The 22,324-nt window shown below is 57.3% G+C and carries 22 protein-coding genes and 9 pseudogenes; 12 read left to right on the top strand and 19 right to left on the bottom strand.

Features of this window, described 5'->3' with window-relative positions; genetic code table 11:
- Nucleotides 1–94: 94 nt before the first annotated feature.
- The 4 genes and pseudogenes from ACP7D9_RS13400 to tnpC form a co-directional block, all read right to left on the bottom strand.
- Nucleotides 95–628 (bottom strand): DUF488 family protein, encoded by a 534-nt coding sequence (locus tag ACP7D9_RS13400; protein WP_426157952.1) that lies wholly within the window; start codon nucleotides 626–628, stop codon nucleotides 95–97.
- Nucleotides 629–913: 285 nt separating this feature from the next.
- Nucleotides 914–2,361 (bottom strand): annotated as a pseudogene (locus ACP7D9_RS13405) (TrkH family potassium uptake protein).
- A gap of 242 nt (nucleotides 2,362–2,603) precedes the next feature.
- Nucleotides 2,604–2,861, bottom strand: coding sequence for a DUF6555 family protein (locus ACP7D9_RS13410; protein WP_426157954.1), 258 nt, complete (start codon nucleotides 2,859–2,861; stop codon nucleotides 2,604–2,606).
- A gap of 387 nt (nucleotides 2,862–3,248) precedes the next feature.
- Nucleotides 3,249–4,397 (bottom strand): annotated as a pseudogene (gene tnpC / locus ACP7D9_RS13415) (IS66 family transposase); the annotation flags it as partial.
- On the opposite strand from tnpC, the gene ACP7D9_RS13420 reads away from it, so the two are divergent.
- Nucleotides 4,378–4,632: a DsbA family protein gene (locus ACP7D9_RS13420; protein WP_256558068.1), complete on the top strand. Its 255-nt coding sequence runs from the start codon at nucleotides 4,378–4,380 to the stop codon at nucleotides 4,630–4,632. The pseudogene tnpC and the gene ACP7D9_RS13420 sit on opposite strands and share 20 nt — an antisense overlap.
- An 87-nt stretch (nucleotides 4,633–4,719) precedes the next feature.
- Here ACP7D9_RS13420 and ACP7D9_RS13425 read toward each other — a convergent pair whose 3' ends face one another.
- The 8 genes and pseudogenes from ACP7D9_RS13425 to ACP7D9_RS13460 all read right to left on the bottom strand — a co-directional run bounded on the left by ACP7D9_RS13425 (nucleotide 4,720) and on the right by ACP7D9_RS13460 (nucleotide 8,699).
- The gene (locus ACP7D9_RS13425; RefSeq protein ID WP_069558846.1) at nucleotides 4,720–5,541 is read right to left on the bottom strand and encodes a CmcJ/NvfI family oxidoreductase; all 822 of its coding nucleotides are present in this window, start codon (nucleotides 5,539–5,541) and stop codon (nucleotides 4,720–4,722) included.
- 498 nt (nucleotides 5,542–6,039) lie between these two features.
- Complete coding sequence (locus ACP7D9_RS13430) at nucleotides 6,040–6,246, bottom strand: Hsp20/alpha crystallin family protein (RefSeq protein ID WP_332261907.1); 207 nt, start codon at nucleotides 6,244–6,246, stop codon at nucleotides 6,040–6,042.
- A 16-nt stretch (nucleotides 6,247–6,262) separates the two neighbouring features.
- Nucleotides 6,263–6,310 (bottom strand): annotated as a pseudogene (locus ACP7D9_RS13435) (hypothetical protein); the annotation flags it as partial.
- Nucleotides 6,311–6,391: 81 nt separating this feature from the next.
- Complete coding sequence (locus ACP7D9_RS13440) at nucleotides 6,392–6,544, bottom strand: hypothetical protein (RefSeq protein WP_426157957.1); 153 nt, start codon at nucleotides 6,542–6,544, stop codon at nucleotides 6,392–6,394.
- A gap of 27 nt (nucleotides 6,545–6,571) precedes the next feature.
- The gene (locus ACP7D9_RS13445; protein WP_426157959.1) at nucleotides 6,572–6,838 is read right to left on the bottom strand and encodes an Hsp20/alpha crystallin family protein; all 267 of its coding nucleotides are present in this window, start codon (nucleotides 6,836–6,838) and stop codon (nucleotides 6,572–6,574) included.
- 120 nt (nucleotides 6,839–6,958) lie between these two features.
- Nucleotides 6,959–7,408, bottom strand: a complete 450-nt coding sequence (locus ACP7D9_RS13450; RefSeq protein ID WP_426157961.1) for an Hsp20/alpha crystallin family protein — start codon at nucleotides 7,406–7,408, stop codon at nucleotides 6,959–6,961.
- Between the two features lie 134 nt (nucleotides 7,409–7,542).
- Entirely contained in the window at nucleotides 7,543–7,740 is a 198-nt protein-coding gene (locus ACP7D9_RS13455; RefSeq protein ID WP_426158343.1) for a hypothetical protein, read from the bottom strand.
- A 98-nt stretch (nucleotides 7,741–7,838) separates the two neighbouring features.
- On the bottom strand, nucleotides 7,839–8,699 hold the full coding sequence (locus tag ACP7D9_RS13460; protein ID WP_069558848.1) for a LysR family transcriptional regulator: 861 nt from the start codon (nucleotides 8,697–8,699) through the stop codon (nucleotides 7,839–7,841).
- Between the two features lie 218 nt (nucleotides 8,700–8,917).
- Between ACP7D9_RS13460 and gloA the strand changes: the two genes are divergently transcribed.
- Nucleotides 8,918–9,313, top strand: coding sequence for a lactoylglutathione lyase (gloA, locus tag ACP7D9_RS13465; RefSeq protein WP_069558853.1), 396 nt, complete (start codon nucleotides 8,918–8,920; stop codon nucleotides 9,311–9,313).
- A 122-nt stretch (nucleotides 9,314–9,435) separates the two neighbouring features.
- Here gloA and ACP7D9_RS13470 read toward each other — a convergent pair.
- Nucleotides 9,436–9,738, bottom strand: a pseudogene (locus ACP7D9_RS13470) (transposase); the annotation flags it as partial.
- A gap of 231 nt (nucleotides 9,739–9,969) precedes the next feature.
- On the opposite strand from ACP7D9_RS13470, the pseudogene ACP7D9_RS13475 reads away from it, so the two are divergent.
- Nucleotides 9,970–10,187, top strand: a pseudogene (locus tag ACP7D9_RS13475) (alpha-hydroxy-acid oxidizing protein); the annotation flags it as partial.
- A gap of 128 nt (nucleotides 10,188–10,315) precedes the next feature.
- On the opposite strand, the gene ACP7D9_RS13480 reads toward ACP7D9_RS13475, so the two are convergent.
- Both ACP7D9_RS13480 and ACP7D9_RS13485 read right to left on the bottom strand, forming a co-directional pair.
- A complete protein-coding gene (locus ACP7D9_RS13480; RefSeq protein WP_426157964.1) occupies nucleotides 10,316–12,979 on the bottom strand; it encodes an excinuclease ABC subunit A in 2,664 nt (887 codons plus the stop codon).
- Nucleotides 12,980–13,433: 454 nt separating this feature from the next.
- Entirely contained in the window at nucleotides 13,434–13,736 is a 303-nt protein-coding gene (locus ACP7D9_RS13485; protein WP_213553356.1) for an antibiotic biosynthesis monooxygenase, read from the bottom strand.
- A 178-nt stretch (nucleotides 13,737–13,914) separates the two neighbouring features.
- Here ACP7D9_RS13485 and ACP7D9_RS13490 point away from each other — a divergent pair.
- The 4 genes and pseudogenes from ACP7D9_RS13490 to ACP7D9_RS13505 all read left to right on the top strand — a co-directional run.
- Nucleotides 13,915–14,224: pseudogene (locus ACP7D9_RS13490) on the top strand (TolC family protein); the annotation flags it as partial.
- Between the two features lie 36 nt (nucleotides 14,225–14,260).
- Nucleotides 14,261–14,434, top strand: a complete 174-nt coding sequence (locus tag ACP7D9_RS13495) for a hypothetical protein (protein WP_426158345.1) — start codon at nucleotides 14,261–14,263, stop codon at nucleotides 14,432–14,434.
- A gap of 10 nt (nucleotides 14,435–14,444) precedes the next feature.
- Complete coding sequence (locus ACP7D9_RS13500) at nucleotides 14,445–14,657, top strand: redoxin domain-containing protein (RefSeq protein WP_256558075.1); 213 nt, start codon at nucleotides 14,445–14,447, stop codon at nucleotides 14,655–14,657.
- A 147-nt stretch (nucleotides 14,658–14,804) separates the two neighbouring features.
- The gene (locus ACP7D9_RS13505) at nucleotides 14,805–14,924 is read left to right on the top strand and encodes a thioredoxin domain-containing protein (RefSeq protein WP_256558072.1); all 120 of its coding nucleotides are present in this window, start codon (nucleotides 14,805–14,807) and stop codon (nucleotides 14,922–14,924) included.
- Nucleotides 14,925–15,121: 197 nt separating this feature from the next.
- On the opposite strand, the pseudogene ACP7D9_RS13510 reads toward ACP7D9_RS13505, so the two are convergent.
- The 4 genes and pseudogenes from ACP7D9_RS13510 to ACP7D9_RS13525 all read right to left on the bottom strand — a co-directional run bounded on the left by ACP7D9_RS13510 (nucleotide 15,122) and on the right by ACP7D9_RS13525 (nucleotide 18,184).
- Nucleotides 15,122–15,901, bottom strand: a pseudogene (locus tag ACP7D9_RS13510) (DUF3422 family protein).
- A gap of 79 nt (nucleotides 15,902–15,980) precedes the next feature.
- The gene (locus ACP7D9_RS13515) at nucleotides 15,981–16,451 is read right to left on the bottom strand and encodes a DUF3422 family protein (protein ID WP_256598373.1); all 471 of its coding nucleotides are present in this window, start codon (nucleotides 16,449–16,451) and stop codon (nucleotides 15,981–15,983) included.
- A 181-nt stretch (nucleotides 16,452–16,632) separates the two neighbouring features.
- The gene (locus ACP7D9_RS13520; RefSeq protein ID WP_110675894.1) at nucleotides 16,633–17,031 is read right to left on the bottom strand and encodes a VOC family protein; all 399 of its coding nucleotides are present in this window, start codon (nucleotides 17,029–17,031) and stop codon (nucleotides 16,633–16,635) included.
- A gap of 43 nt (nucleotides 17,032–17,074) precedes the next feature.
- A complete protein-coding gene (locus ACP7D9_RS13525) occupies nucleotides 17,075–18,184 on the bottom strand; it encodes an S-(hydroxymethyl)glutathione dehydrogenase/class III alcohol dehydrogenase (protein WP_110675892.1) in 1,110 nt (369 codons plus the stop codon).
- A gap of 157 nt (nucleotides 18,185–18,341) precedes the next feature.
- On the opposite strand from ACP7D9_RS13525, the gene ACP7D9_RS13530 reads away from it, so the two are divergent.
- From ACP7D9_RS13530 to ACP7D9_RS13550, 5 genes and pseudogenes are all read left to right on the top strand, one after another.
- Complete coding sequence (locus ACP7D9_RS13530; protein WP_213553358.1) at nucleotides 18,342–19,247, top strand: LysR family transcriptional regulator; 906 nt, start codon at nucleotides 18,342–18,344, stop codon at nucleotides 19,245–19,247.
- Between the two features lie 515 nt (nucleotides 19,248–19,762).
- Nucleotides 19,763–20,191, top strand: a complete 429-nt coding sequence (locus ACP7D9_RS13535) for a hypothetical protein (protein WP_426157967.1) — start codon at nucleotides 19,763–19,765, stop codon at nucleotides 20,189–20,191.
- Between the two features lie 351 nt (nucleotides 20,192–20,542).
- Entirely contained in the window at nucleotides 20,543–20,851 is a 309-nt protein-coding gene (locus tag ACP7D9_RS13540; RefSeq protein ID WP_426157969.1) for a hypothetical protein, read from the top strand.
- Nucleotides 20,852–20,932: 81 nt separating this feature from the next.
- Nucleotides 20,933–21,325, top strand: a pseudogene (locus ACP7D9_RS13545) (amidohydrolase family protein); the annotation flags it as partial.
- 6 nt (nucleotides 21,326–21,331) lie between these two features.
- A pseudogene (locus tag ACP7D9_RS13550) lies at nucleotides 21,332–22,252 on the top strand (Mu transposase domain-containing protein); the annotation flags it as partial.
- Nucleotides 22,253–22,324 lie beyond the last annotated feature (72 nt).

Here is a 22,324-nt window from a genome sequence, read left to right on the forward strand (position 1 = left end):
ACGGACTGCTTCAAAATCGACTCCTATATCGGAAAATTGTCCGCGACTCCTGTACAAGGCTAGAGATCCTGCATAGGTTCTCAAGTCTGCCTTTCTATTTTGATCGAGAGTATGAGAGTTTTATGCCAGATGCTTCGGCAGAAGGATTAAGCGCCGCCCTCGTAGATTTTCCGATGCCCATGATGTGGAGCACTTCGACCCCTCGGATCAGCAGGTAGTCCGCGACTATTCGACGATGGCATCGCCACCAAACCGCCTCGGAGCACATGATGGCGCAGCGCGCGGTGTCGCTCAGCTCCAACAATTGGCGCAACCCTTCCTCAAATTCGTCCGAGAGAGCGTAGTCAGCGTAATTATGGAAGCTTCGATTGTCCCAGAACGCATTGACCTCATCCTGGACGTTTTTCGATTTCTTGCGTAATCCACCTAGAGCTGCAATCTGGTAATGCAAGATGTCGGATTGGGCCAGTAGCTCTGGCAGGACATCCAGGTTGTACTGGGGATTCGTTCGGGAGCGTGGCACAGTCCGAATGTCCACCACAGCGTTCACATCAAAGCTCTGCAGCATCTGGACGAAGACGTCAATTGGCTTAGTCGAATGACCCACTGTGAAAATTACCTTGCTCATCCCCTCGTCCTCAATGGTCAGAAACTGAAATGCATCAGCCCGATCGTCTTCGATGATCGCGCATGAAATCTCGGTGTTGTAGGCTAAACGGTGCCGCTTTTCCCTAGCGTACTCGCCTGCGATCTTCGATCATCTCCCTCGCTCAGCGTTCGATTTCGTACAATCCGCCAACTGAGAGCAATGCCTGTCCGGCCGGTTGGCTTTGGTCAAGCTACCAACCAGGGGTCTACATTTGCTGCAAGATCGGCAACGTTGATTCCTGTGACTAAACGTGGCTACTTCAGTTCAATATCTCCAAAAGACCGGCGTCAAGCACCAATACTGTGAGAATTTCCAACCGGCCCAAGAGCATCCCAATCGTCAAAAGCCACTTTGCAGTATCCGGCAGTAATGAGAAATTACCTGGAGGGACAATGATGTCGCCGAGGCCCGGCCCAACGTTGCACACAGCAGTTGCTGCGCCACTCAAAGCCGTCGTCCAATCGAGTCCAATGAGAGCAAGGCCTAAGGCGATTGCTGCAATCGTGACGGTGAAGAAAAAGCAAAACGTCAAAAGCGAGCGGACAATCTCCTCGTCTATAGAATTACCGTCGTACTTCTTTTGAATCAGATGGATAAGTTGTTTTAGGCTGCTCAACAGCAGGGTTCCTGCCACCTGAAAACGAAAGATTTTGTGGCCACCAGCTGTAGAGCCTGAACATCCCCCAACAACCGTCAGGTAAAACAAAGCAGAACGGCAAAACTGCCCCACAGTGTGTAGTCACCCAATGCAACGCTGTGGTGGTCACGACAGAGGTCACGTTAAAGGCGACGATACGTACGGAGTCCCACCAATTGTAGTCACTGCTAAAGCTCAACCAGGTACCAACAACTAGCCAAGTAATCACGAGAAAACTGATGAATCCTCGTACCTGTTGATCTTTTATCGACGCGCTCCTATGGCCACGCAATGTCGCGACATACAGCGTGAACGGTAGGCTGCCCAAAATCATGACGATCACCGCCGTCCAATGAATAGCCGGTTGCGGCCAGTGAGCCAGCGATGCATCTGATGTCAAGTACCCACCTGTAGAGATCAACGACATCGCATGATCGATGGCCTCAAACGGCGTCATACCTGCTAACCAAAGGGCCAAGACCACTCCACGAGTCAGCCCAAGGTATATCCATAGGATATACATGGCAGCCACATGGGAACGGGCGTTACTTTCCCTGACCCGTCTGAAGACTCAATCTCAAACAGACGCATGCCGCCCACTCGCAGAAGTGGAAGGATGGAAGGATCGCCAGGGCCATACTGATAAAGCCAATACCACCCAACCAATGAAGCATTGAGCGCCATATCAGCAAACCAGAGGAGGAAGTGTCTAAACCGGCGAGGATGGTAGAGCACGTTGTAGTGATGCCCGACATCGTTTCGAAAAACGCGTCGGTGTAGCTGATATGGTGGACGAATACCATCGGTAAAGCGGCAACGGAGCAGACGACAACCCAACTGGCGGTCGCCAGAATGTACATGTCTCAGGTCTAAACTGCGGCGTCTCTGGCCGTCCCCGCACAATGAGCATGAGTCCAGAAATCAACGTGATCAGGCTAGACCAGAGGAGGACAGAGAGCTCGCCGCTTCGCTCATAAACGACTAGCGTAATCATGGGAGATCGTCATGCTTACGGCCAACGTGATCAGGAAAAACCCAAGAAAAAACCAATGAGCCGCATTGCCGCGATGGACATGAAAGAAGCTTGTTAACGAAATCGCACTGTATCGTGTGGGCAACCCTCACCCCTGCAAATTTTCCGTAGAAATTCTACAAAAAAACTTAACGCAGACTGAGATATGACATTAGCGGCAATGCATGATCGACAAGAAATCCTACAGATGCGGAATCTATTAAATTCGAAGCTCACTAAAAGATGTGTGGGCCATAGCGGTCAAATAATTGCTTTAGAATCATCACAGCACGAATGCTAAGGCTTTAGGTAAGCGAGCTGTCATTTTCCTGACTGAATTCTCGTGCTAAGCCCCACCACACATCAGTTATGCCGAGTTTTTCCGTTTGTGTTTTAGCTTGGCACATAGGCCTAAAAGCGGTCTCGGTCACTGAATCTACTCCTGCATGGAGAGCGGCGAAATGACATGCATCACTGTCGCAGAGATGAGCCATCTGCATGAAAAACCTTTTACGCTGGGCGTTGAATCGGTAGCGGATTTCGAAAACCTTTATGTGCTTCATCAATGGCCTCCATTCTCAAGTACAACAACATTTTCGAAAGCGTAGTACCGCCATGACCGCGTCAGAGCTTACCCGACTGGCGGCATGTTGTTTTCCGGTAGGAAAGCGGGCGCTGAGATGTGCCACGACTTTCGGGGCGCAAAGGCGTAGGCTCAAAGAATCCAACCCTACGTTTTGAGTCTGAAATGCCTAATTTAATGAGTCAAATCAGATTACGCGTGCCAGCGGGCTCAACAATCGCGAGTCACCTTAATCATGACTTGATCGAACACCTTCCCGTGGGGGTGTACCTTTGTGATCAGCTCGGCGTGTTGGTTGCCTACAATCGTAAAGCTGCAGAAATTTGGGGGCAAAATCGTATGCGTCCGGGCATCACGCCTTGCGTGATTAAACCGGCTGCCACTTATGCGGAAGCAGCTGCTCGATTTCACTCGCCCGCTGCGTCGGCAGGCGCGTGAGAACATCCTTTAAATAGGCATACGGATCATGACCATTCAGCCGCGCAGACTGGATCAAGCTCATGATCGCCGCCGCCCGTTTTCCGCTGCGTAGCGACCCGGCGAAGAGCCAGTTCTTGCGCCCAAGAGCCCACGGTCGGATCTGGTTTTCCGCCCAATTATTATCAATGGGTACAGCCCCGTCATCGAGGTAGCGCGACAGCGCTGCCCAGCGTTTAAGGCTGTAATCGAGTGCTCTGCTGATAGCCGAACCTTCGGGGACAAGATCACGCTGGGCGATCATCCAGGTATGTAGTCTATCCATCACTGGCGCGGCTTTTTCTTTCCGTATTCGGCACCGTAAATCCGAGTCCAGGTCACGCACTTCGCTCTCGATTTCGTACAACAACTGGATATAACGCAGGGCCTGCTCGGCGAGCTGGCTCTTGTTGGTGGCATGCAATTCGAAAAACTTGCGCCGGGCGTGGGCCATGCAGCCGATCTCGGTCACGCCGAGTTCGAAGCTGGCCTTGTAACCGCCAAAATCGTCGCAGACCAACTTGCCTTTCCAGCCTTGCAGGAAGTTGCAAGCATGCTCGCCGGCGCGGCTGGGGCTGAAGTCGTAGACGACAGCGGCTGTTTCGCAGAACTGGCTGGTGGCGTAAGCCCAAACATAAGAGCGGTGGGTTTTCTTCGTGCCCGGAGCGAGCATCTGCACGGGTGTTTCATCCGCGTGCACGACCTGCTGCCCGATCACTACGTCACGCAGGGCGTCGACCAGCGGCTGCAACTGCACACCCGTCATGCCAACCCATTGGGCCAACGTCGAACGTGGAATCGCCAAGCCAGCTCGACCGAAAATCGTTTCCTGACGGTAAAGCGGAAGATGGTCAGCGAACTTCGCGTCCATGACGTGGGCCTGTAATCCGGCAGTCGGAATGCCTTTGTCGATAATTTGCGCAGGTACCGGCGCCTGGATCAGCGTTTCACAGTCATCACAAACCCACTTGCCACGAACATGGCGCTCAACGGTAAACACGCCCGGCGTGTAGTCCAGCTTTTCGCTGACATCTTCACCGATGCGCTTCAGTGCGCAGCCGCTATTTCGGGCCATCGTTCAAAAACACGGCCTCTCCAGCGAAGAACTCGTTCTTGCCATGCAGGACGATATTTACCTCCCCAAAATACAATCCGACTTTAATGGCGGCGAACGCAGCGGCGTGAATGGCACCCCAGCGTTTTACATTGACGGGCTTCGCTATGACGGGGTTCCAGAGCTCGCCGAGATGAGTCGGATGATTGAGCTTTCGTTGGTGCGCGGACGAAATCGCTAGAGAGCGACATCGGTTTGGCATCACCCACACCGTAGCCGAGGGCTCTGCAGTCATGGGTGGATCAGCTATCCGCCAGGTGGCAAAAACTTAATCAAAGAAGGCCAGGGTGCGAACTTCGATACTCTCGCGCGGTGGGGCTCCCGGCGGCGTATTTGGGTCCCGGAAGGCGGTATGGGGCGTGAAGCGGGCTCGGCCGTCGTGACGCGAGTCATACCCCTTGATCAGCAAGACTTCGTCACGGAGCATGTCCGGAAAATAGTACCAGCGCTGGTGCGGATTGTAGGCCAGGTGGTAGATCTCACCGATACGATCCGGATAGACCAGGGCGGTGGCCAGTAGGTCATTGGGGTCGAGCGTCGAGGCGTCCAGCACGGCCAGCGGCGAGCGCTTAACGGGCCCGCTCATCGGGCGCCAGAGGTTGATCTGGGCCACCGGCACCGCTGCCAGTGTGGCGGCCTGATCCATGCCCAGCGCGTCGCGGATACGTTCAGGCCCCGAGCGCTCTGTGTAGTCATTATGCACACGGCTGGCTGGGCCGCGAACATCCCGCCCCTCGGCGTCGCTGCGCCTGGTGTGGTCGAAGATGATGACCCGGCTCGCGCCCGTCAACTCCTTGATCAAGGCCTTGACCTCTTCATAGTAGACGTTTTCCACTGAGGTATCGTCGTAGAGGTCGTCGACCACCGTATCCCGCCGATGGAATTCGAACCCCTGCTTGTCCAGAGAAAGGCTGTCTGCCAACGGACGACCGTTGTGTATCGTGACCTCGCGCTCCTCCTGCTCGGCAAAGTAATGCGGTTCACTGTCGCCGGTCAGAGCCTCGGTATGCACATAGGGCTTCGCATCGTGCTTGACCAGGTAGGTGAGTGTCGTGATGACACTGGCGGGCATATCGGTTGTGCATTTCAAGTAACACCTCCCGGTCTGCTGACCGCATCCGGCGTGGTGTCACCGTGGCGGCGCTGTAGCTTGCATGTAGACTCTCGATCGTATGCCTTCGAACGGACACTTTCAAATGCTCCTCGAGGTGCATGGTCCCCGACCGGTAGAAAAGGACATCTCTCAACTCGGCACCGACGACCAGCTTGACCAGGACTGGCGCGTCGGACTCCAGGCCCGCGCCCAGGGCGACTACTAGGCGCACGACGAGTAGCACATGGAATCCATACCCCGTAGTTTGCAGCTGGAGCACTCGTTGCTTTGGTTGTCTCGGATCCCGCTGCTGACAGCGTCTCAAGCCGTGATCCTGAGACGCTGCGTAATGGCACAAAGTAATCTGGCGTGGTGAGCGCTGACACTCTCTACTTCCCCGGTTCAAGAACTGCCCGCCCGCGAGTTTGCGGCGGGCGGGCATTCCAGGTGACGAGGGGTGTCCCTTGCCTGCGACAGACAAGATGAAGCGCAGTATCAACCCGAGCGAACCTCGATCCGCCTGCCACGCGCGCGCTCTTCCTTGGGCAGTTCGACACGCAACACGCCGTTGCTGCATCTAGCTCTCGCCTGCTCGGCATTGACCGGAGCGGGAGGCTGAAAGGTGCGCCGGAAACTGCCGAAGGTGTACTGCCGGACGCGATAACGCCACATTACCCTGCTCCTGCTCGATGTGCTTTTCATCGCTAATGATCAGGGCTCCTCCCCGCACTTCCATATTCAGATCCTCCTTCACCATTTCCGGCATATCAAGGCGAACGACGATCTGGTCGCCATCCTCGTAACGATCGCTGGCCAGCAATCCCCAGTTCGACGCAAGTGCGAGTGACTAGGAAGGAACCTCCGACGAGCTCCTGCTCCGGTTGACGGGCGTGAAGCGCGTCAGCGCCTCGCTGGTAATATCACGAAGCTGACGCCAGCCCTCGGGCAGCGAATACAAAGTTTCCACCGGTCCATGTTTGAGTTTAGCTAATTTGTCCATGGGGTCGACCTCCGCACACTCAAGGCCCTACTCGCTCTTCGCGACGATCTTACGAGGCTGGGCATGCGCGCGCAAGCTCAGCACGCCGTCCCGTAGCTCAGCGCCGATCCGGGTCGTATCCAGCTCAGAGCTCAAGGTAAATTCTCGCCTGAATCGCGACAGCTGGATCTCGGCGTAAACGACCTCCAGTTGTTGGGACATCTGCGGCATGATCTCCCCTTCCAGCAAAAGCGTGTCATCTTCCACATTGACCACGAGATGCACCTTGGGCACGCCCGGAAGGTCCGCAAACAATTAAATTTCGTTGTCGTCTTCGAATGCATCGACACGCGGCAGCAGTATTTGGGGTTCAGTCTCATTGCGCACGACTGCTTGCTTTTCGTTCATGGTGATTCCTCCTTCAAACCGATGCTGTTACTGAATGGCTATACGCCTGGGCTGCACCACCTCACGACGAGGTAGCGAGATGCACAGAACACCGTCGCAACAGTGAGCTTCGACCTTGTTGGTATCAACCTCATCGTTGAGGCTCACAGTACGCTTGAAGCGTCCGGAAAAACGCTCGTTGGCATACACGGAGCAATTGCCCTCATCTGCGATGCGCACCGGCCGGCGTTCGCCAGAAATCGATAGCAACCTTCGGTGATCTGCAGATCGAGATCGTTCGGATCGACGCCGGGAACGAAGGCGAAGATCACCATTGTCAAGTTCGAGAGACTGCAGCGCGAACTGCAACAAGCTCTGCGACCGGGTCTCGGGCGCCCGGGCAGCATTCACGCCTTGGCCAGTGGCGCTTTTCCTGCCATTAACGTAGGAAGCACACCGTCCAGCATTGGGCGCTCTGTGTCTTCTGTTCGAGATCATGTCAGTCAGCTGAAAGGAGGATTGTCATGTACGAGTCCCTTCTTAATCTGTCGAGCGAGCTCGATCAGGCTTGAAGATGCGGTCAAACTGTAGGACTTGCCTGACAACCCTCCGAGCGTCGTGGGGTGAGTTTTTTAACCCTGCTTGCCCGCGATGGCCTCGGCGGCCCGTTCAGTGGCACTGATCGCTTCGATTGACAGCGGCCGGCCGTCGTTATCGATCGCACCACGGAAATTCACTGCGGCCACCTGACGGAGCACGTCCTGCAGGAACTCTTCCTCGCGACTCCAAATTAGGGTCTTGGCATTGACAAGAATAGCGGCCCCCTTCATTTTCGTCAGAAAGGTATTCGCTGGTTTCTGCTTAACAGAGTATTTTTACTGTGCGGGGTACAATCAGCACCAGCGCGGCTTTCTGGACTCGTTAACGCTCAATTGCTCTGCATATCAATTATCTCGATGAAGTTTTTGATTAAGGGGGACTGCTGACTTTTTCGCCAGACGAAATAGATATCGCTCGAGTCCAGACCAGGCACATAATCGGCCTGAAATGTATCCGCTCGGCTAGCGTAACGGTCGACATAACTTTCCGGCACACAAGCGAATCCTAGCCCTTCTGCTATACATGCAAAAATACTCGGATACGACTCGATTTCCAGAATCGCCCGAGGATGGATGCCGTTGCTTTCAAGCCAGTTGTCAACCTGGAGTCTGTAGTGACAGGTGCGACCAAATACATACAGCTCAAGTCCAGCCAGGTTTTCGAGGGTGGGCGAGGAGAAAGCCTTCGGTACCACTCTCAGCAAGCGCTCACGAAAGGCTAAGCGGCTTTCAAGCAACGGATGCTCGATTGGGCCATCAGTGAGGATCAGATCAAGCTCGCCATCGATTAATAGTCGCTCCAAGCGTAACGAGTGCTCCGGGCGGATGTGGAGCTCTACTCCTGGCGCCTCAAGACGATACCGTACGAGACGCTGGGGTAGATGATTAGCCAGCGCTACATCCAGCGCCCCGACTCGAAGCACGCCATTAATGGAATCGGTCGAAAACAGCGAGCGTGTTTCAGCTGCGAGATCGACGAGCAATTTTGCGTTGCGGTAAACCAGCCTACCTTCGGGTGTAACCAGCAACCGGTTTTTTTCTCGGTTGAACAGGACGACACCCAGCTGGTTTTCAAGCTCTCGCAGCCGTGTTGTGATGTTCGAGGGTACGCAATGCAGCTGTACCGCGGCGGCGGCTATTGTGCCGCACTCTACGACGGCGCAAAAAAAACCGAGCTGTGAAAGCTTCAAGACATTTTCCTTTTGTGATGGCACTAGTCACTTTTTGTCACTTTTAGTGAGCCCAGTGTAAGCGCAACATAGGTCTCGCAAAGGCATCCAATGACCTTAATCTTCTGGCCTCAAGGGCTCGCGGTAGATAGGGCGTGGACGCACGGCTTTCGTCTCTGTTAGAGAAAGCCTTCTAAGAGATGTCGGCCTTGCGGGCCGATGCAGCAGCGGAGAAACTAATGCGCATCCTACATACCATGCTACGCGTAGTAGATTTGGATAAAACCATTCACTTCTACACCAAAGTGCTCGGCATGAGCCTTTTGAGAAGGAAAGACTATCCGGAGGGGAAATTCACCCTTGCTTTCCTCGGGTATGGCCCAGAGACAGAATCTGCCGTCTTGGAACTGACGCTAAATTGGGGACAGGATAGATATGAACTTGGCGATGCTTATGGGCATGTCGCTATCGAGGTTGAGGATGCAGAGGCGGTGTGCAACCGCGCAGCAATCCTGGGATATCGCGTTCCTCGGTCAGCAGGTGTCATGAAACATGGACGCACGATAATCGCTTTCATTGAAGATCCCAACGGTTACAAAGTCGAGCTGATTCAAAAAGGCACACAATTCGACTAAGGATTCTCCGAACAAGTTACCCACCAGCCGCAAATGGACGGCTTGGAGATGCCGAAAACCCCGATTTTCAGCCGCTGATTATTGGAAAACCAAGGCATAGCCTTGGTTTTCTGCCCCCACGGGCGCACCTCTCCCGCAGCAGACAATAATTGCCGGCGCACCAGCCACAGATTCGACAGCGCGAATAGTGTGGTCAATTGCGCCGTATTCTTGGCCAGGCCACGGAAGCGGGTCTTCACATAACCGAACTGACGCTTGATCACCCGAAACGGATGTTCGACCTTCGCACGTACCTGGGCTTTGGCCTTCTCGATCTTGCGCCTGGCCTTGTACAGCGCACTGCGTTTGCTCAAATGCTTGTAGGTGCTGCGTCGCGCAGCGATCTGCCAGATCACTTGCCGACCGTCGTGCTCAGGCCGTTTCTCTCCTAAGTCAGACTCTTCAATACTGAATCACTTAAAGTTTTGTGGCGCACGCGGAGCGCTTGTTTCAGGTCGACTCCGGCTCGGATTGATCGGCAGCAATCGGCACAGAGTGTTTAAAGACGCTAAATCCCGTTTCGATTTCCAAGGCCAGTAGCTGTCCGGCTTCGTAGCCTGATCAGGGTACGATGTCCCTTCCTGGTGAGCTAAACCGCCCCAGCAACACGCCAGATCATTCGTAGCGGCCAGGATGTGCTCAACGCATGGGCTCTTGGCGCAGGCGGCACATTGATAGCTCGCGCCATGGTCTACGAACTCGGCGCAATGGGCGAGTCAGGTGTCAGTAAGGCGTTGCAGATCCTGCACAAGGAGCTGGATGTGTCGATGGCGCATGCGGTCACACCGATATCAGAAACGTCGATCGAACAATTCTGGTCACTGGCACTTTTTGAACGGCACTGCGAAGAGAAGACTATGAAAATTGGCTTTTAAATCTATCAGGCCTGGCTGCCCCCGTGGGTTTTTCACACGTAACCGTGGCTTGCGCGATCGTAACGAGAACAAGGTCGGTCTTGTGCGATCAGTCGACTGACTGTGGCACGCGCCTGAGCGCCTCAGCCATGAAGGGAGCTGTCTGGCTTGTTGGCGCGACCGCTACCTGCCGAGGCGTGCCGACCGCCACGATCCGGCCGCCCGCCTCTCCCGCGCCGGGCCCGACGTCGACTACCCAGTCGGCCTGGGTCACCGCGCGCATGTCGTGCTCGATCATCACTACGGTATTGCCAGCATCGACCAGGCGCTGCAATTGTACTAGCAAGCGGTCGACATCCGACGCGTGCAGGCCGGTAGTCGGCTCGTCGAGCACATACAGGCTGCGACCTCGCTGGCTTCGCTGAAGCTCCGTGGCGAGCTTGATGCGTTGCGCTTCGCCCCCCGACAACTCCGTGGCGGGCTGCCCAAGGCGCAGATAACCCAGCCCGATGTCCCGCAGTAGCTGCAACGGCCGCGCGATGGCGTCCTGGCTCGCAAAGAAGTCCTGGGCTTCTTCCACCGTCATGTTCAGCACATCGGCGATGTTGCTCCCATTCCAGCGCACGGCGAGCGTAGCCTCGTTATAGCGCGCGCCATGGCACGTGGGACAGGGTGCGTAGACGCTGGGCATGAACAGCAGCTCAACGCTGACGAAACCCTCGCCTTCGCACGTCTCGCAGCGCCCCTTCGACACGTTGAAGGAAAACCGACCGGCGTCGAAGCGACGACGGCGCGCGTCCGGCGTCGCGGCAAACAGTTTTCGCACGTGATCGAACAGACCGGTGTAGGTGGCCAGGTTGGAACGTGGCGTGCGGCCAATCGGCTTCTGGTCGACCTGGACCAGGCGCTGGATCACCTCCACATCGCCTGCAAGGTGGCCACCGGTGACTTCGATCATCGCCGGCCCTTCGCTGCTGGCGTTTTCGGCCGCATCGTCCTCGGGCTCGTGCCCCAGGTGCAACAACAACAGTTCCGGCAAGGCCTGAGCGGCCAGGCTGGATTGGCCCGAACCCGAGATGCCGGTCACCGCCGTCAGCACGCCGAGCGGGATGTTGGCATCCACGCCATGCAGGTTGTGCCGCCGAATACCTCGCAACTCCAGCCAGCCGGCGGGTTCGCGCCCACGGCTAGCCGGCGCGGGGATTTCATCGAACAGATAACGTGCGGTGCGCGACTCGGCAATCTCACGCAGCCCTTGCGGCACACCGCTGTAAAGCACATGGCCGCCCCGCTCTCCCGCATCCGGCCCCACATCCACCAGCCATTGCGCGCGGCGCATCAAGTCGAGGTCGTGTTCCACCACGAACACCGAATTGCCGGCATCGCGCAGCTTGTCCAGAGCGTCGTACAGCGACTGGCTGTCTGAGGGGTGCAGGCCTGCTGAGGGTTCGTCGAGCACATACACCACGCCAAACAGCATGGAGCTCAGTTGCGTGGCCAAGCGCAAGCGTTGCAGCTCGCCAGCCGACAGCGTCGGGGTGGCCCGATCCAGGGTGAGGTAACCCAGGCCCAATCCGCGCAGCTGGCGCAGTCGCGCCATCACACCCCCGACCAGGCGCTGCGCGGCAAGGCGCTTCTCCTCCGAGAGCGCCGAGGTCCGGCGCACGTCAGGCGATTCGGCATGCACCGCACGACCGCGCGCGGCGCGTTCGGATCGATCACGACGGGTCGCGGCCAGGTCGGTGCCCTCCCCGGCTGCGTGCGCGCGAAAATCGCCCTGGGCGATGGGCTCGAGCAGCGCAGCCAGGCGGTCCAGCGGCATTTGCATAAACTCGCCGATGTCCACCCCGGCAAAGGTGACCGACAGCGCCTCGGCCTTGAGCCGCTTGCCGTGGCAGGTCGGACATGGCTTGCCTTCCATGTAGCGCGACACGCGCTTTCTCATCAATGCGCTCTGGGTATTGGCAAAGGTGTGCAGCACATAGCGTCGCGCGCCGGTGAAGGTCCCCATGTAGCTGGGATCGAGCTTGCGCTTGAGTGCGTCACGGGTTTGGGCAGGTGTGAAGCCCGCGTAGACGGGTACCGTGGGCGTCTCCTCGGTGAACAGGATCCAGTCACGGTCTTTCCTGGACAGGTCCTTCCAGGGGCGGTCGACGTCGTAGCCCATGGTGACCAGGATGTCGCGCAGGTTCTGACCATGCCAGGCCGGTGGCCAGGCGGCGATGGCCCGATCACGTATGCTAAGCGACGGGTCGGGTACCATGCTCGCCTCCGTCACCTCGTACACGTGGCCCAGGCCATGACACGCCGGACATGCCCCTTGCGGCGTGTTTGGCGAAAAGTCCTCTGCGTACAACATCGGTTGATGGGCGGGATAGGCGCCGGCACGCGAGTACATCATGCGTATGAAACTGGACAGCGTGGTCACACTGCCTACGGAAGAGCGCGCATTGCTCGCCCCACGCTGTTGCTGCAATGCGACCGCTGGCGGCAGGCCGTCGATCGCATCGACATCCGGAACGCCCGCCTGGTCGATCAATCGCCGCGCATAGGGGGCAACCGACTCGAAGTAGCGCCGCTGCGCCTCGGCATAGATCGTGCCGAAGGCAAGCGAGGACTTGCCGGAACCCGACACACCGGAAAACACCACGAGCGCATTGCGTGGAATGGCGACATCGACGTCCTTGAGATTGTTTTCCCGCGCGCCGCGCACTTCCACCAGGCCGCTGGCCGCAGTGTTGCAGGAGGATTCACCGAATGAAGGGTTTGGCATGGGCTCCCGTCCCGCTGTTCGTGATGGCAACGTGCTGTTGATCCGGGTGGGCCGAACGCTCATGTTGACCGGAGTTTAGTGTTGCAAGTTCGGCGCCCGCGTTGAATCCCCTGCCCTGCCCCGGGAACCTTTCGCCTGTCGCTGTCAATCCAGCGACCGAACATTCGCTGTAGATGTGCCAGGCGCTGGTGAATTCGTTGCTGGAAGATGTAGAAAACCGGAGTCAGGCTCGCGTTTTGATGGGTTTCGGTGCTGCGTCCGGCTCCATATCCCATCACAGGGCATCGGGCAATTCGGCTTGCACAGTGGTGTGGATACGGGCTTAAGCAGGATCGCCAGTCCCCCCTCCACGGCTTTATCCCAGTTGGCATCGCTACACGTCCAAACTCAGCCGCGCCTCTGACGCTGCAAAGTGGCGGCAGGAGTGTTGGTTGGAGCGCCTTACTGGACTTGCTTAGCCGGGTAGCTTGGCCGCGAGGACGTCAACCTTCTCGATTGACGGCGGTGTGGCAAACAGCTCGGCAGCCTTGGCCTTAAGCGCCGCTGCGACCTTGCCTGAAAGATGAGCCTGCCGGCCTGCTTCATCCGGGAAGGCGTCAAAGATGCCAAAGGTGGACGGCCCCAAGCGGATGGCGAACCAAGCCGTAGTGGCTGGTTCTTCCTCCACTATTGGAAGGCCACCCAAGAGAAAGCTCTCTACCTCTTTCTCTTTCCCGGGCTTTGCTTCCAGACGAACGAACAACGCTACGTTGACCATGACGTGCCTCCTGTTGTTAGGACTACATCATCATGCCCCATGCTTTCCAGTAAGCGCAACGCAATATTCGCCGATATGCCGCCCAGCTCCAGCGTGGCGGGGATGAAGGGTAGCGTCGAGTCAGGTGCCAAACCATCGGGTAAAACAGTTGCCTAAATTGGCAGCAAAATAAGCGCCCGAAGTGTTGCTGGCACTGGAGGATATCGAAAATTCGTTCAGCGACTACGGTAAGCGTCACCAGCGACTATAGTCATCAATGAGCCAGAGCGAATCCTGCGGTTCTGCTACACACTTGGCCCTCAATCCAATACCGCGAAAGCACGGCGGATCTCCTCCTGCTTCTTGATGCGGAACGTGAACGTCTCGCAGCCGAAGACAATCAGGCTCAGGCTCAGGCTGAGATCGAGGTGAATCGCGGCATCGTCGCCATTTATAAACCACTTTGCGGTGGATGGAATTATCCCGCCGGGCAAGTCGTATCCCGCTGAGCAGACCCCAACCGCCCATCTATTAGGGCTCAAGCAATGCACACTTCAGAATTGGATGATGCAAAAGAAACGAATGGCGACCTGGTTCAAGGGCCGCTGCCGGCCGGCACTGTCGCGCCCGACTTCACTCTGTACGCAACCCCTGATCAACAGTTGTCGCTGCGCGAGCTAAAGGGAAACCCCCGTGATACTGGCGTTTTATCCCGCTGACTGGACTTCGGTGTGCGGTGACCAACTGAATTTGTACAACCAGTTGCTACCCACATTCAGAGAATACGGTGCGGCGCTACTGGGTATCTCAGTTGACAGCGCCCGGTGTCATCAGGCCTTTGCCAAAGATCGGAATTTTCACTTCAGCCTGCTGACCGATTTCGAGCCCAAAGGGGCTGTGGCACGACAGTGGGGCGTACGAGTCCCACCTGGGGGCTTGTAAGCGGGCGCTGTTCGTGATTGACAAGGAGGGAGTGGTCGCCTGGAGCTACGTCTCCCCGATGGCAATCAATCCCGGGGCGGACGGCATTCTGGATGCTCTGGCGAATTCATCACAAAGCACGCCAACCTAACATTAATAGGTGATCACATGGCCAATCTCAAAGTCCCGGTATGTGCAACCGACCATCGCCAGGGAAGTGCGCAAGCCAAGGTCACACTGGTGGATTTTGGTGACTATCAATGTCCCTATTGCGGTGAAGCGTATTGAGTGGTCAAAAAGCTACAACAGCATTTTCGCGATGATTTGCAGTTCGTGTTCCGTAACTTTCCACTGACCACCGCTCACCCGCATGCGCTGGGTGCAGCTGTCACTGCTGAGTATTGGCGTGATGTACGATGCGTTCCATGTTGCTCTGCTATGTTCAAACGAACGGCGCAGCTTTCGCGCTCCAGGACGGCAGCTCGTCAGGAATATTTCTCTTCCGCTGAAGTGTCGCCGTGGGCGTGTCTGATCCTGCGCACGATCCACCAAATCGTCAGCATCACCCCAGGCAGCAGAACCGCCGTCACCTGCGCCACATTGTCGTGAACGATCGGAATGCCCTTGAGCAAATAGCCGAGAAGACTCACGACGTAATAAGAAATTGCCGCGACCGACAGACCTTCGACGGTTTGCTGAAGGCGCAATTGCATCTTGGCCCGGTTGTTCATCGACGCCAGCAGATCGCGGTTCTGGTGTTTAAGTTCGACGTCGACCCAGGAACGCAGCAATGCTATGGCCCGGGTCAACTTGTCGGAGAGCTTGGCTTGGCGCTCCTTTACGGATTGACATGTCCGCATGGCTGGAGCGATGCGACGCTGCAGGTACTCCGCCCAGGTGCAGTACCCGGATACGGCCTCTTCCGAAAGCGCTGCCAGCCTTTCCTCGACGATCTAGTAGTAGGCGCGGCTAGCCCCGATTCGATAGAAATTCGCCGCAACGCCAGCTTCCAACTCGGCAGCCAGGCCGGGTAATTCGGACAGCAGCACGTCGCTGTCGCGCCGCTCCACCAAGCTCGTACACATCTCGTCGGTGATCGCGGCGAGCCGCGACTCTATACGTCGCAGTTGCGACGTCATCGATCGTGTCAACGGCAGAGACAGCAACGCCAGGGTACGGTAAGTCTCGATCTCCAGCAGACGCTGAACCAGCGCACCCGCCCGCGCCGGGGTCAAATCGCGGGTGAGGATGAGGATCTGCGTCAAGCCGTCCTCATCCTATCGGAAATCGGTCAGGATGACGGCAGAACCGTTCTCCACAATTGAGTAGCACATGCTGCCAGGATCAAAATGATTGGCCTCCTTCTCCGTTTCCGGCGTCCATGGAAAAAGTCTCAAATGGATGCCAGAGACGACCGGGCCTGGAGCAATCCATGCTTGAACGGGTTTTCGCCGCACGGCTCTCCGTCTCGGAATCCAGCGAAGCACACCAGAGATACGTCGAGAACTCGGCGTGCTTTTCGCAGTGCAGGTCCCCCTCATCCCATGTCAAGTCGTGAAGCAGCGTAGCGTGGTCGGGCTCGGCAACGCCGAAACGATGAAATAACGTGCTGATCGCCATCTGATCCTTGGCCACGTCGCCTTCGGTCATGAAAGCGAGCTGCAATATGCTCCGGGGGGCCTGAAGCAACAGATGCGGGCGCGCGTGCACTTCGTCAACGGCTGCAGCAAGATCGACATAGGCCGGCATGCCGTACACGATGGCAGTCGGGGCGGGTGGTATGGTCGTCGTATTGATGTTGGCCGGCTCTTTCATAACGACCTCATTTCTCATTAGATGAAAGACGCGTTTCAAGGCAAATGCCCGCAGCCATGCGTTTCGCACATGGCTGCGGGCCGACCTTCATGAGCAGGCACCGCCTGCACGGTCTGTCTAATAGGCTCGCCGTACAGAGGCTTGTGCTGGCCCTGTCAGAACGCCCTCAGCTGCCTTGCTTTCAGACGAAGGTGTACGAGCAGACCTTGTTGCCCGCCGGATCACGCAGGTAGGCCGCATAGGCACCCGGCAGGTGACCACGTGCGCCAGGCTGGCCCTCGTCGGTGCCGCCTGCGGCAAGGCCGGCGGCGTGGAAAGCATCCACTTCAGCGGGAGTGGCGGCCGCAAAGCCGATCGTCACGCCGTTGCTGCAAGGCGCTTCACCATTGCCCGGGCGGGCGATGATGAAAGCCGGCTTTTCGCGACCGAAAAGCACCCATCCGTTGCCGAAAGGACCGAGGTTCTTGATGCCGAGAGCACCCAGAGCGGCGTCGTAGAACGCTGCCGACTTCTGAACGTCGGCGGCGCCGATAAAGACATGCGAGAAGATGCCGTCGCCGGAAATGACAGGATTGGACATGGTTAATTTCCTTGGTGGTTGGTGTTGAATGGACAGTGAGTGATCAGTAGTGGATCACTGTGCGAATCGACTTGCCTTCATGCATCAGGTCGAAGGCCTTGTTGATGTCGTCGAGGCCCATGGTGTGGGTGACGAACGGGGCGAGATCGATCTCGCCTTTCATTGCGTCTTCCACCATGCCGGGAAGCTGAGTGCGGCCCTTGACCCCACCGAAAGCCGAACCCTTCCAGGTGCGACCGGTGACCAACTGGAACGGGCGCGTCGAAATTTCCTTGCCTGCACCAGCCACGCCGATGACGATCGACTGGCCCCAGCCACGATGTGCTGCTTCCAGTGCCGAGCGCATCACGTTGACGTTGCCAATGCACTCGAAGGTGTGATCGACACCCCAACCGGTCATCTCGATGAGAACCTCGTGAATCGGCTTGTCGAAGTCCTTCGGGTTGAGACATTCGGTCGCGCCGAAGGTACGAGCCAGCTCGAACTTCGCTGGATTGGTATCGATGGCAATGATGCGACCTGCCTTGGCTTGGCGCGCACCCTGAATCGCTGCGAGCCCGATGCCGCCGAGACCGAAGATGGCCACCGAGTCACCTGGCTGCACCTTGGCCGTGTTGTGAACGGCGCCGATGCCCGTGGTCACACCGCAACCCAGTAGGCAGACGTGCTCGGGATTGGCGTCGGGGTTGATCTTGGCCAGCGATACCTCAGCCACTACCGTGTATTCGCTGAAGGTCGAGCAGCCCATGTAGTGGTAAAGCGGCTGGCCGTTGTACGAGAAGCGGGTCGTACCATCGGGCATTAGCCCCTTGCCCTGGGTTGCGCGAACAGCGACACACAGGTTGGTCTTGCCGGACTTGCAGAACAGGCATTCGCCGCATTCGGCGGTGTAAAGAGGAATGACGTGATCGCCAGGCTTCACGCTGGTCACACCTTCACCCACCTCCACGACGATACCCGCCCCCTCGTGACCCAGCACGACCGGGAATAGACCTTCGGGGTCATCGCCCGACAGGGTGAAGGCGTCGGTATGGCAAACGCCAGTATTTGTGATCCTTACGAGCACTTCGCCTTTGCGAGGCGGATCAACGTCGATCTCGACGATTTCCAGCGGCCTTCCAGGCTCGAAGGCGACTGCTGCACGGGATTTCATGATGTCGTTTCCTTATCAGGGGGCACAGGAGCGGAGCATTCCGCTGAGTTGTCAGTATAGGAGACGACAAAGCTGCAAAATATGGAATTTTTTCGATTTTATAATTCCATTTGTGGAACAATTAACGATCAACGAAGCTGGACATGAGGTATGGGTAATGACCAAAGATATCGAACTGCTGCGCATATTTCGGGTGGCGGCCGAAAGCAGCAGTTTTCGCGACGCAGCCGTGCGTCTGGGGACTTCCCCTCAAGGCGTCACGCGAGCTATCCAACAACTGGAGAGACACTACTGCGAGGTGCTGTTCCATCGCAGCACGCGACAGGTGCGCATCACCGCCTTTGCCGAAGGCCTGCTGGAACAGGTGCGCCCTGTGCTGGAGCGGTTCGAGGATCTATGGCGAACGCCTGCGGCCGACCAGCAGACTACCCTGTCGGGCACGGTCCGCATCACTGCACCGCACAGCCTGGGTACCAGAGCAGTTTTACCTGCATTGGAGCGCGTTGTCGCACGTCATCCTGGGATCAACCTGGATGTGCGCCTGTCCGATCGCATCAGCAACACGGTTGACGACGGGATCGATGTTGGCATCAGAGTTGGTTTCATGCGCGATAGTCGCTTCGTCGCGCGCAAGGCAGCCGATATGAGGTTGCCAATCGTTGCCGCTCCAAGTCTTATCGAGAAAGTGGGCGCACCTGGCGATATCGATGCGTTGGCCGGCCTACCGATCGCCGCAGCCCTGGATATCAATACCGGCCGCCCCTGGCCTTGGCACTTCAAAGGGGGGCAGCAGTGGATACCCGCAGCTCCCACCCTCATTGCCGACAATGCCGACATGGAAATAGGCGCCGCACTGGCCGGGGTCGCCTGCGCCCAACTAGCGGACTACATGGCGGCCCCCTACATTGCCAGCGGGAAACTCGTGCAAGTGTTGCAAGACGAAGAGCCTCCGGCATGGGGGTTGTACGTCTATCGACCCCAGCGTGGCCCCGTTCCGGGACGGGTTCGAGTGGTATTTGATGAAATGCTGGCCGCCGTTGGGGCGCTGCCAGCTTTGCGCTGACACGCAGCTTGGCGTTACAGGGCCTACGTCGTGGAAAGCGAGGCACTGGGCCTTGGTGGCTCGCCTTTGCGGTTGAATAGTTACTCGGGCTCGGGGAAGCTTTTACGAGCCTGTTGGAGGTGGTAGCAGTCGCTGCCTACCGTCCACGCAACGGATAGGGTTTTCTTGATCATAGATAACTCTGCGTTGGGGATAAAACAGCAGGCTGGAGGGTCGCTGCTAGACTCGGTGATGCGCCCCAAAACGCTGTCGTGCTTCCTGCTCATCTCAAGTTATATTTTGGCACTAGGAAAGAGCAAGGAATGCTGTCGGGCACAGACTTTGGATACGGAAACTAACTTCGTTACCTACTTAGTGGGTTCAACAATGCCACCGGCCCTAACGGTCAGGAATGAGTGAGCGAGGAGCGAACATGCCAACTGTCCATCATCTTCGGTCAGGTCTATTAGCTGCCATCTTCTTGGCGGCAGGGTGCGAGTACGGCGACCGCAGGAACCACCTCATCGCTGCAGGATATGGTCGAGGCGGTGGAGACACTGCCCGAAATCATCCTTTACCCGGCTAAGGAAATCGTCACCCTTGACCCGGCGAAACCCACCGTCCAGGCCGTGGCGGTCGTCGGCGATCGCATTCTCGAGACGGAATCGCTTGACGAACTCAAGGCCGCGGCTGGCAAGCAGTCCTACACGGTCAACAACCCCTTTGCCGACCAGGTCATCGTGCCAGGCTTCATTGCCCAGCACGATCATCCATTGCTGGCCGCACTGACAATGACCAGCGAGATCATCTCCATCGAAGACTTGGTGCTGCCGAAGGGAACATCGAAAGCAGCCAAGAACCATGAGGAATACCTCGCGCGCCTGAAGGCTGCCAACACTGCGCTGAAGGATCCAGATGCGCCTCTGATCAGTTGGGGCTATACTAATACTTCCATGGTGCGCTGAAGAAGGCCGACCTTTATACAATCAGCAAGACTCGACCGATTATCATCTGGCACCGGTCGGGTCATGAGTTTTACGTGAACTCCGCTGCCGAAAAAAGTATGGTGTAACGAAAGCCTGGCACGACAGGCTGTCCGACAGCGCAAAAAGACAGTCGGACTTTGCCAATGGCCACTATTGGGAACCGGGCGGATTCGCTGTCCTGCCGCTGATCGGTCCGGTAATCGCCTCGCCGCAACGGTTACGCGCAGGGCTCGAGTTCGTTCAGACCTACTACCACGCCAACGGCGTAACGTTGGGTGCGAGCCCGGCGGGCGGCATTCGTCGAAAAAGTTGCAGGAAGCCCAAAATGCAGTGCTGAGCAGTTCCTCGTCGCCCTTCTGCTTCTATTACATCGTTGACGGCAAATCGATCACCGGCGTTTACTCCGATGAAAAGATCGCCGAGGAAAGCGAGAAGATCCTGACCTGGGGACAGGGTATGACCGCGTATCTTCCCAAGCAAGTGAAGCTGTTCGCGGACGGCGCCATCTTCTCCCAGCTCATGCAGGTGAAGGATGGCTACACCGACGGGCATAAAGGCGAGTGGATGATGGATCCCGATCTGTTTGCCCGTCGTTCCGCGTGTACTGGGACCTCGGGTACCAGATCCATGTGCACGTGAACGGTGACGCCGGCCTCGACATGTTGCTCGACCAGCTTGAGCTCAATATGCGCCGTCACCCTCGCCCCCGACCACCGCACTGTGATCGTTCACTTCGCGGTCTCGACGCCTGAACAAGTTGCGCGTATTAAACGACTGGGTGCCATCGTGAGCGGGAACCCGTACTACCCAGTGGCACTTGCAGACAATTACCGTACCAACGGGCTCGACCCCGCGCGGGCGGATAACCTGGCCCGCATGGGTGATGTCGAGAGGGCCGGCATTTCCTACTCTTTCCACTCCGATATGCCGATGGCCCCCGGCCAGCCGCTTTTCCTGATGTGGACCGGCGTAAATCGCATCACCAACGATGGCAACCTGCGCGGCCCCGAACAACGGGTTAGTCGCCTCGGCGCCCTGAAAGCGGTGACGCTGGATGCTGCGTACTCGCTCCAGCTGGAAAAGGACGTCGGAAGCATCGTGCCCGGCAAACTCGCAAAATTCTGCAACGTAGCCTCTGGCTGGAAAAAGGGCATTGTCGATAAGAACGTTCAAGGCAGTCGACGGCGCATCAGGATTGACGCTCAAACTGCATGTTCCACACCCTCGAGGAACTGAATGCCTGGCTGGGCCAACGCTGTCGTGCGTGCGCTCTGGAGCGAGCTGCTACACCCCTAGTGCAACGGGCTGACGGTGGCGGACGTTTTGGAGCTGGAGCGGGTCGAAATGGATGCCGACCGCCTTTGATGGCTACGTCGAGCACACCGTAAGGGTCTCCAGCACCTGCCTGATCTGCGTGGCACGAAATCGCGATTCGGTGCCGTGTGAGCGAGTCGGCCAATGGGTAAGCAGCCGTCTATATCCCTCCCGGATCAGGGTCATCGCCGATGACACGATGATTGCCAGCCACGAGTGCCTATTTGATTGAGATCAGGTCAGGTTTGACTGGCAGCATTACATCCCACTCATCGAACGCAAACCCAGTGCACTGTGCAATGGCACGCCGTTTGCTGATCTGCCCACTCCGTTGCGGCTTCTCAAGCGGGGCCTGAGACATCACAGCAACGGTGATCAAATTATGACGTAGGTATTGGCTGCTGTGCCCATCGCTGGTCTCGACCCGGTGCTGGTAGCAGTAGAACTGGTGCTTGAGTCGGGACCTTCGGTCCCCCTGTGTGAAACGCTGAGCGCGGCACGCGCGAAATCGATTGGCGCTTGCGAGGATTGTCTGGCGCCCTGAGTGCCGATCACATCCTAAATGTTCTCGCCCGACTCACCGCCACTGCACCGCCGCTCTCCGTAGAAACCAGCCTACAACTTAAGGTGGCACCCGTTGCCAACACGGCCCGATATTACCAACTCCGTACAACAGATGAGGAGAGCCGCCTGCCGGACTTGGAAATCAGGAATGACATCCTTTGACAGCCTCATCAACGCTGGGACAGGTTTATTCTTGCCTGCTGGATGTCGACAGTTCGCATGCTGAAGATTCCA

It is taken from the genome of Pseudomonas sp. TSRC2-2, from assembly GCF_049897785.1.
GTDB lineage: Bacteria > Pseudomonadota > Gammaproteobacteria > Pseudomonadales > Pseudomonadaceae > Aquipseudomonas.

What these genes read in the sequence shown, in the direction of transcription:
- ACP7D9_RS13530 (WP_213553358.1), top strand. Translation starts at nt 18,342, where the DNA reads ATGACCAAAGATATCGAACTGCTGCGCATATTTCGGGTGGCGGCCGAA.
- ACP7D9_RS13525 (WP_110675892.1), bottom strand. Translation starts at nt 18,184, where the DNA reads ATGAAATCCCGTGCAGCAGTCGCCTTCGAGCCTGGAAGGCCGCTGGAA.
- ACP7D9_RS13535 (WP_426157967.1), top strand. Translation starts at nt 19,763, where the DNA reads ATGGTCGAGGCGGTGGAGACACTGCCCGAAATCATCCTTTACCCGGCT.
- ACP7D9_RS13400 (WP_426157952.1), bottom strand. Translation starts at nt 628, where the DNA reads ATGAGCAAGGTAATTTTCACAGTGGGTCATTCGACTAAGCCAATTGAC.
- ACP7D9_RS13440 (WP_426157957.1), bottom strand. Translation starts at nt 6,544, where the DNA reads ATGGACAAATTAGCTAAACTCAAACATGGACCGGTGGAAACTTTGTAT.
- ACP7D9_RS13485 (WP_213553356.1), bottom strand. Translation starts at nt 13,736, where the DNA reads ATGGTCAACGTAGCGTTGTTCGTTCGTCTGGAAGCAAAGCCCGGGAAA.
- ACP7D9_RS13455 (WP_426158343.1), bottom strand. Translation starts at nt 7,740, where the DNA reads ATGAAGGGGGCCGCTATTCTTGTCAATGCCAAGACCCTAATTTGGAGT.
- ACP7D9_RS13495 (WP_426158345.1), top strand. Translation starts at nt 14,261, where the DNA reads ATGCACACTTCAGAATTGGATGATGCAAAAGAAACGAATGGCGACCTG.
- ACP7D9_RS13515 (WP_256598373.1), bottom strand. Translation starts at nt 16,451, where the DNA reads ATGAAAGAGCCGGCCAACATCAATACGACGACCATACCACCCGCCCCG.
- ACP7D9_RS13480 (WP_426157964.1), bottom strand. Translation starts at nt 12,979, where the DNA reads ATGCCAAACCCTTCATTCGGTGAATCCTCCTGCAACACTGCGGCCAGC.
- ACP7D9_RS13520 (WP_110675894.1), bottom strand. Translation starts at nt 17,031, where the DNA reads ATGTCCAATCCTGTCATTTCCGGCGACGGCATCTTCTCGCATGTCTTT.
- ACP7D9_RS13430 (WP_332261907.1), bottom strand. Translation starts at nt 6,246, where the DNA reads ATGAAAAGCACATCGAGCAGGAGCAGGGTAATGTGGCGTTATCGCGTC.
- ACP7D9_RS13420 (WP_256558068.1), top strand. Translation starts at nt 4,378, where the DNA reads ATGCGCTTCAGTGCGCAGCCGCTATTTCGGGCCATCGTTCAAAAACAC.
- gloA (WP_069558853.1), top strand. Translation starts at nt 8,918, where the DNA reads ATGCGCATCCTACATACCATGCTACGCGTAGTAGATTTGGATAAAACC.
- ACP7D9_RS13410 (WP_426157954.1), bottom strand. Translation starts at nt 2,861, where the DNA reads ATGAAGCACATAAAGGTTTTCGAAATCCGCTACCGATTCAACGCCCAG.
- ACP7D9_RS13450 (WP_426157961.1), bottom strand. Translation starts at nt 7,408, where the DNA reads ATGATCTCGAACAGAAGACACAGAGCGCCCAATGCTGGACGGTGTGCT.
- ACP7D9_RS13505 (WP_256558072.1), top strand. Translation starts at nt 14,805, where the DNA reads ATGGCCAATCTCAAAGTCCCGGTATGTGCAACCGACCATCGCCAGGGA.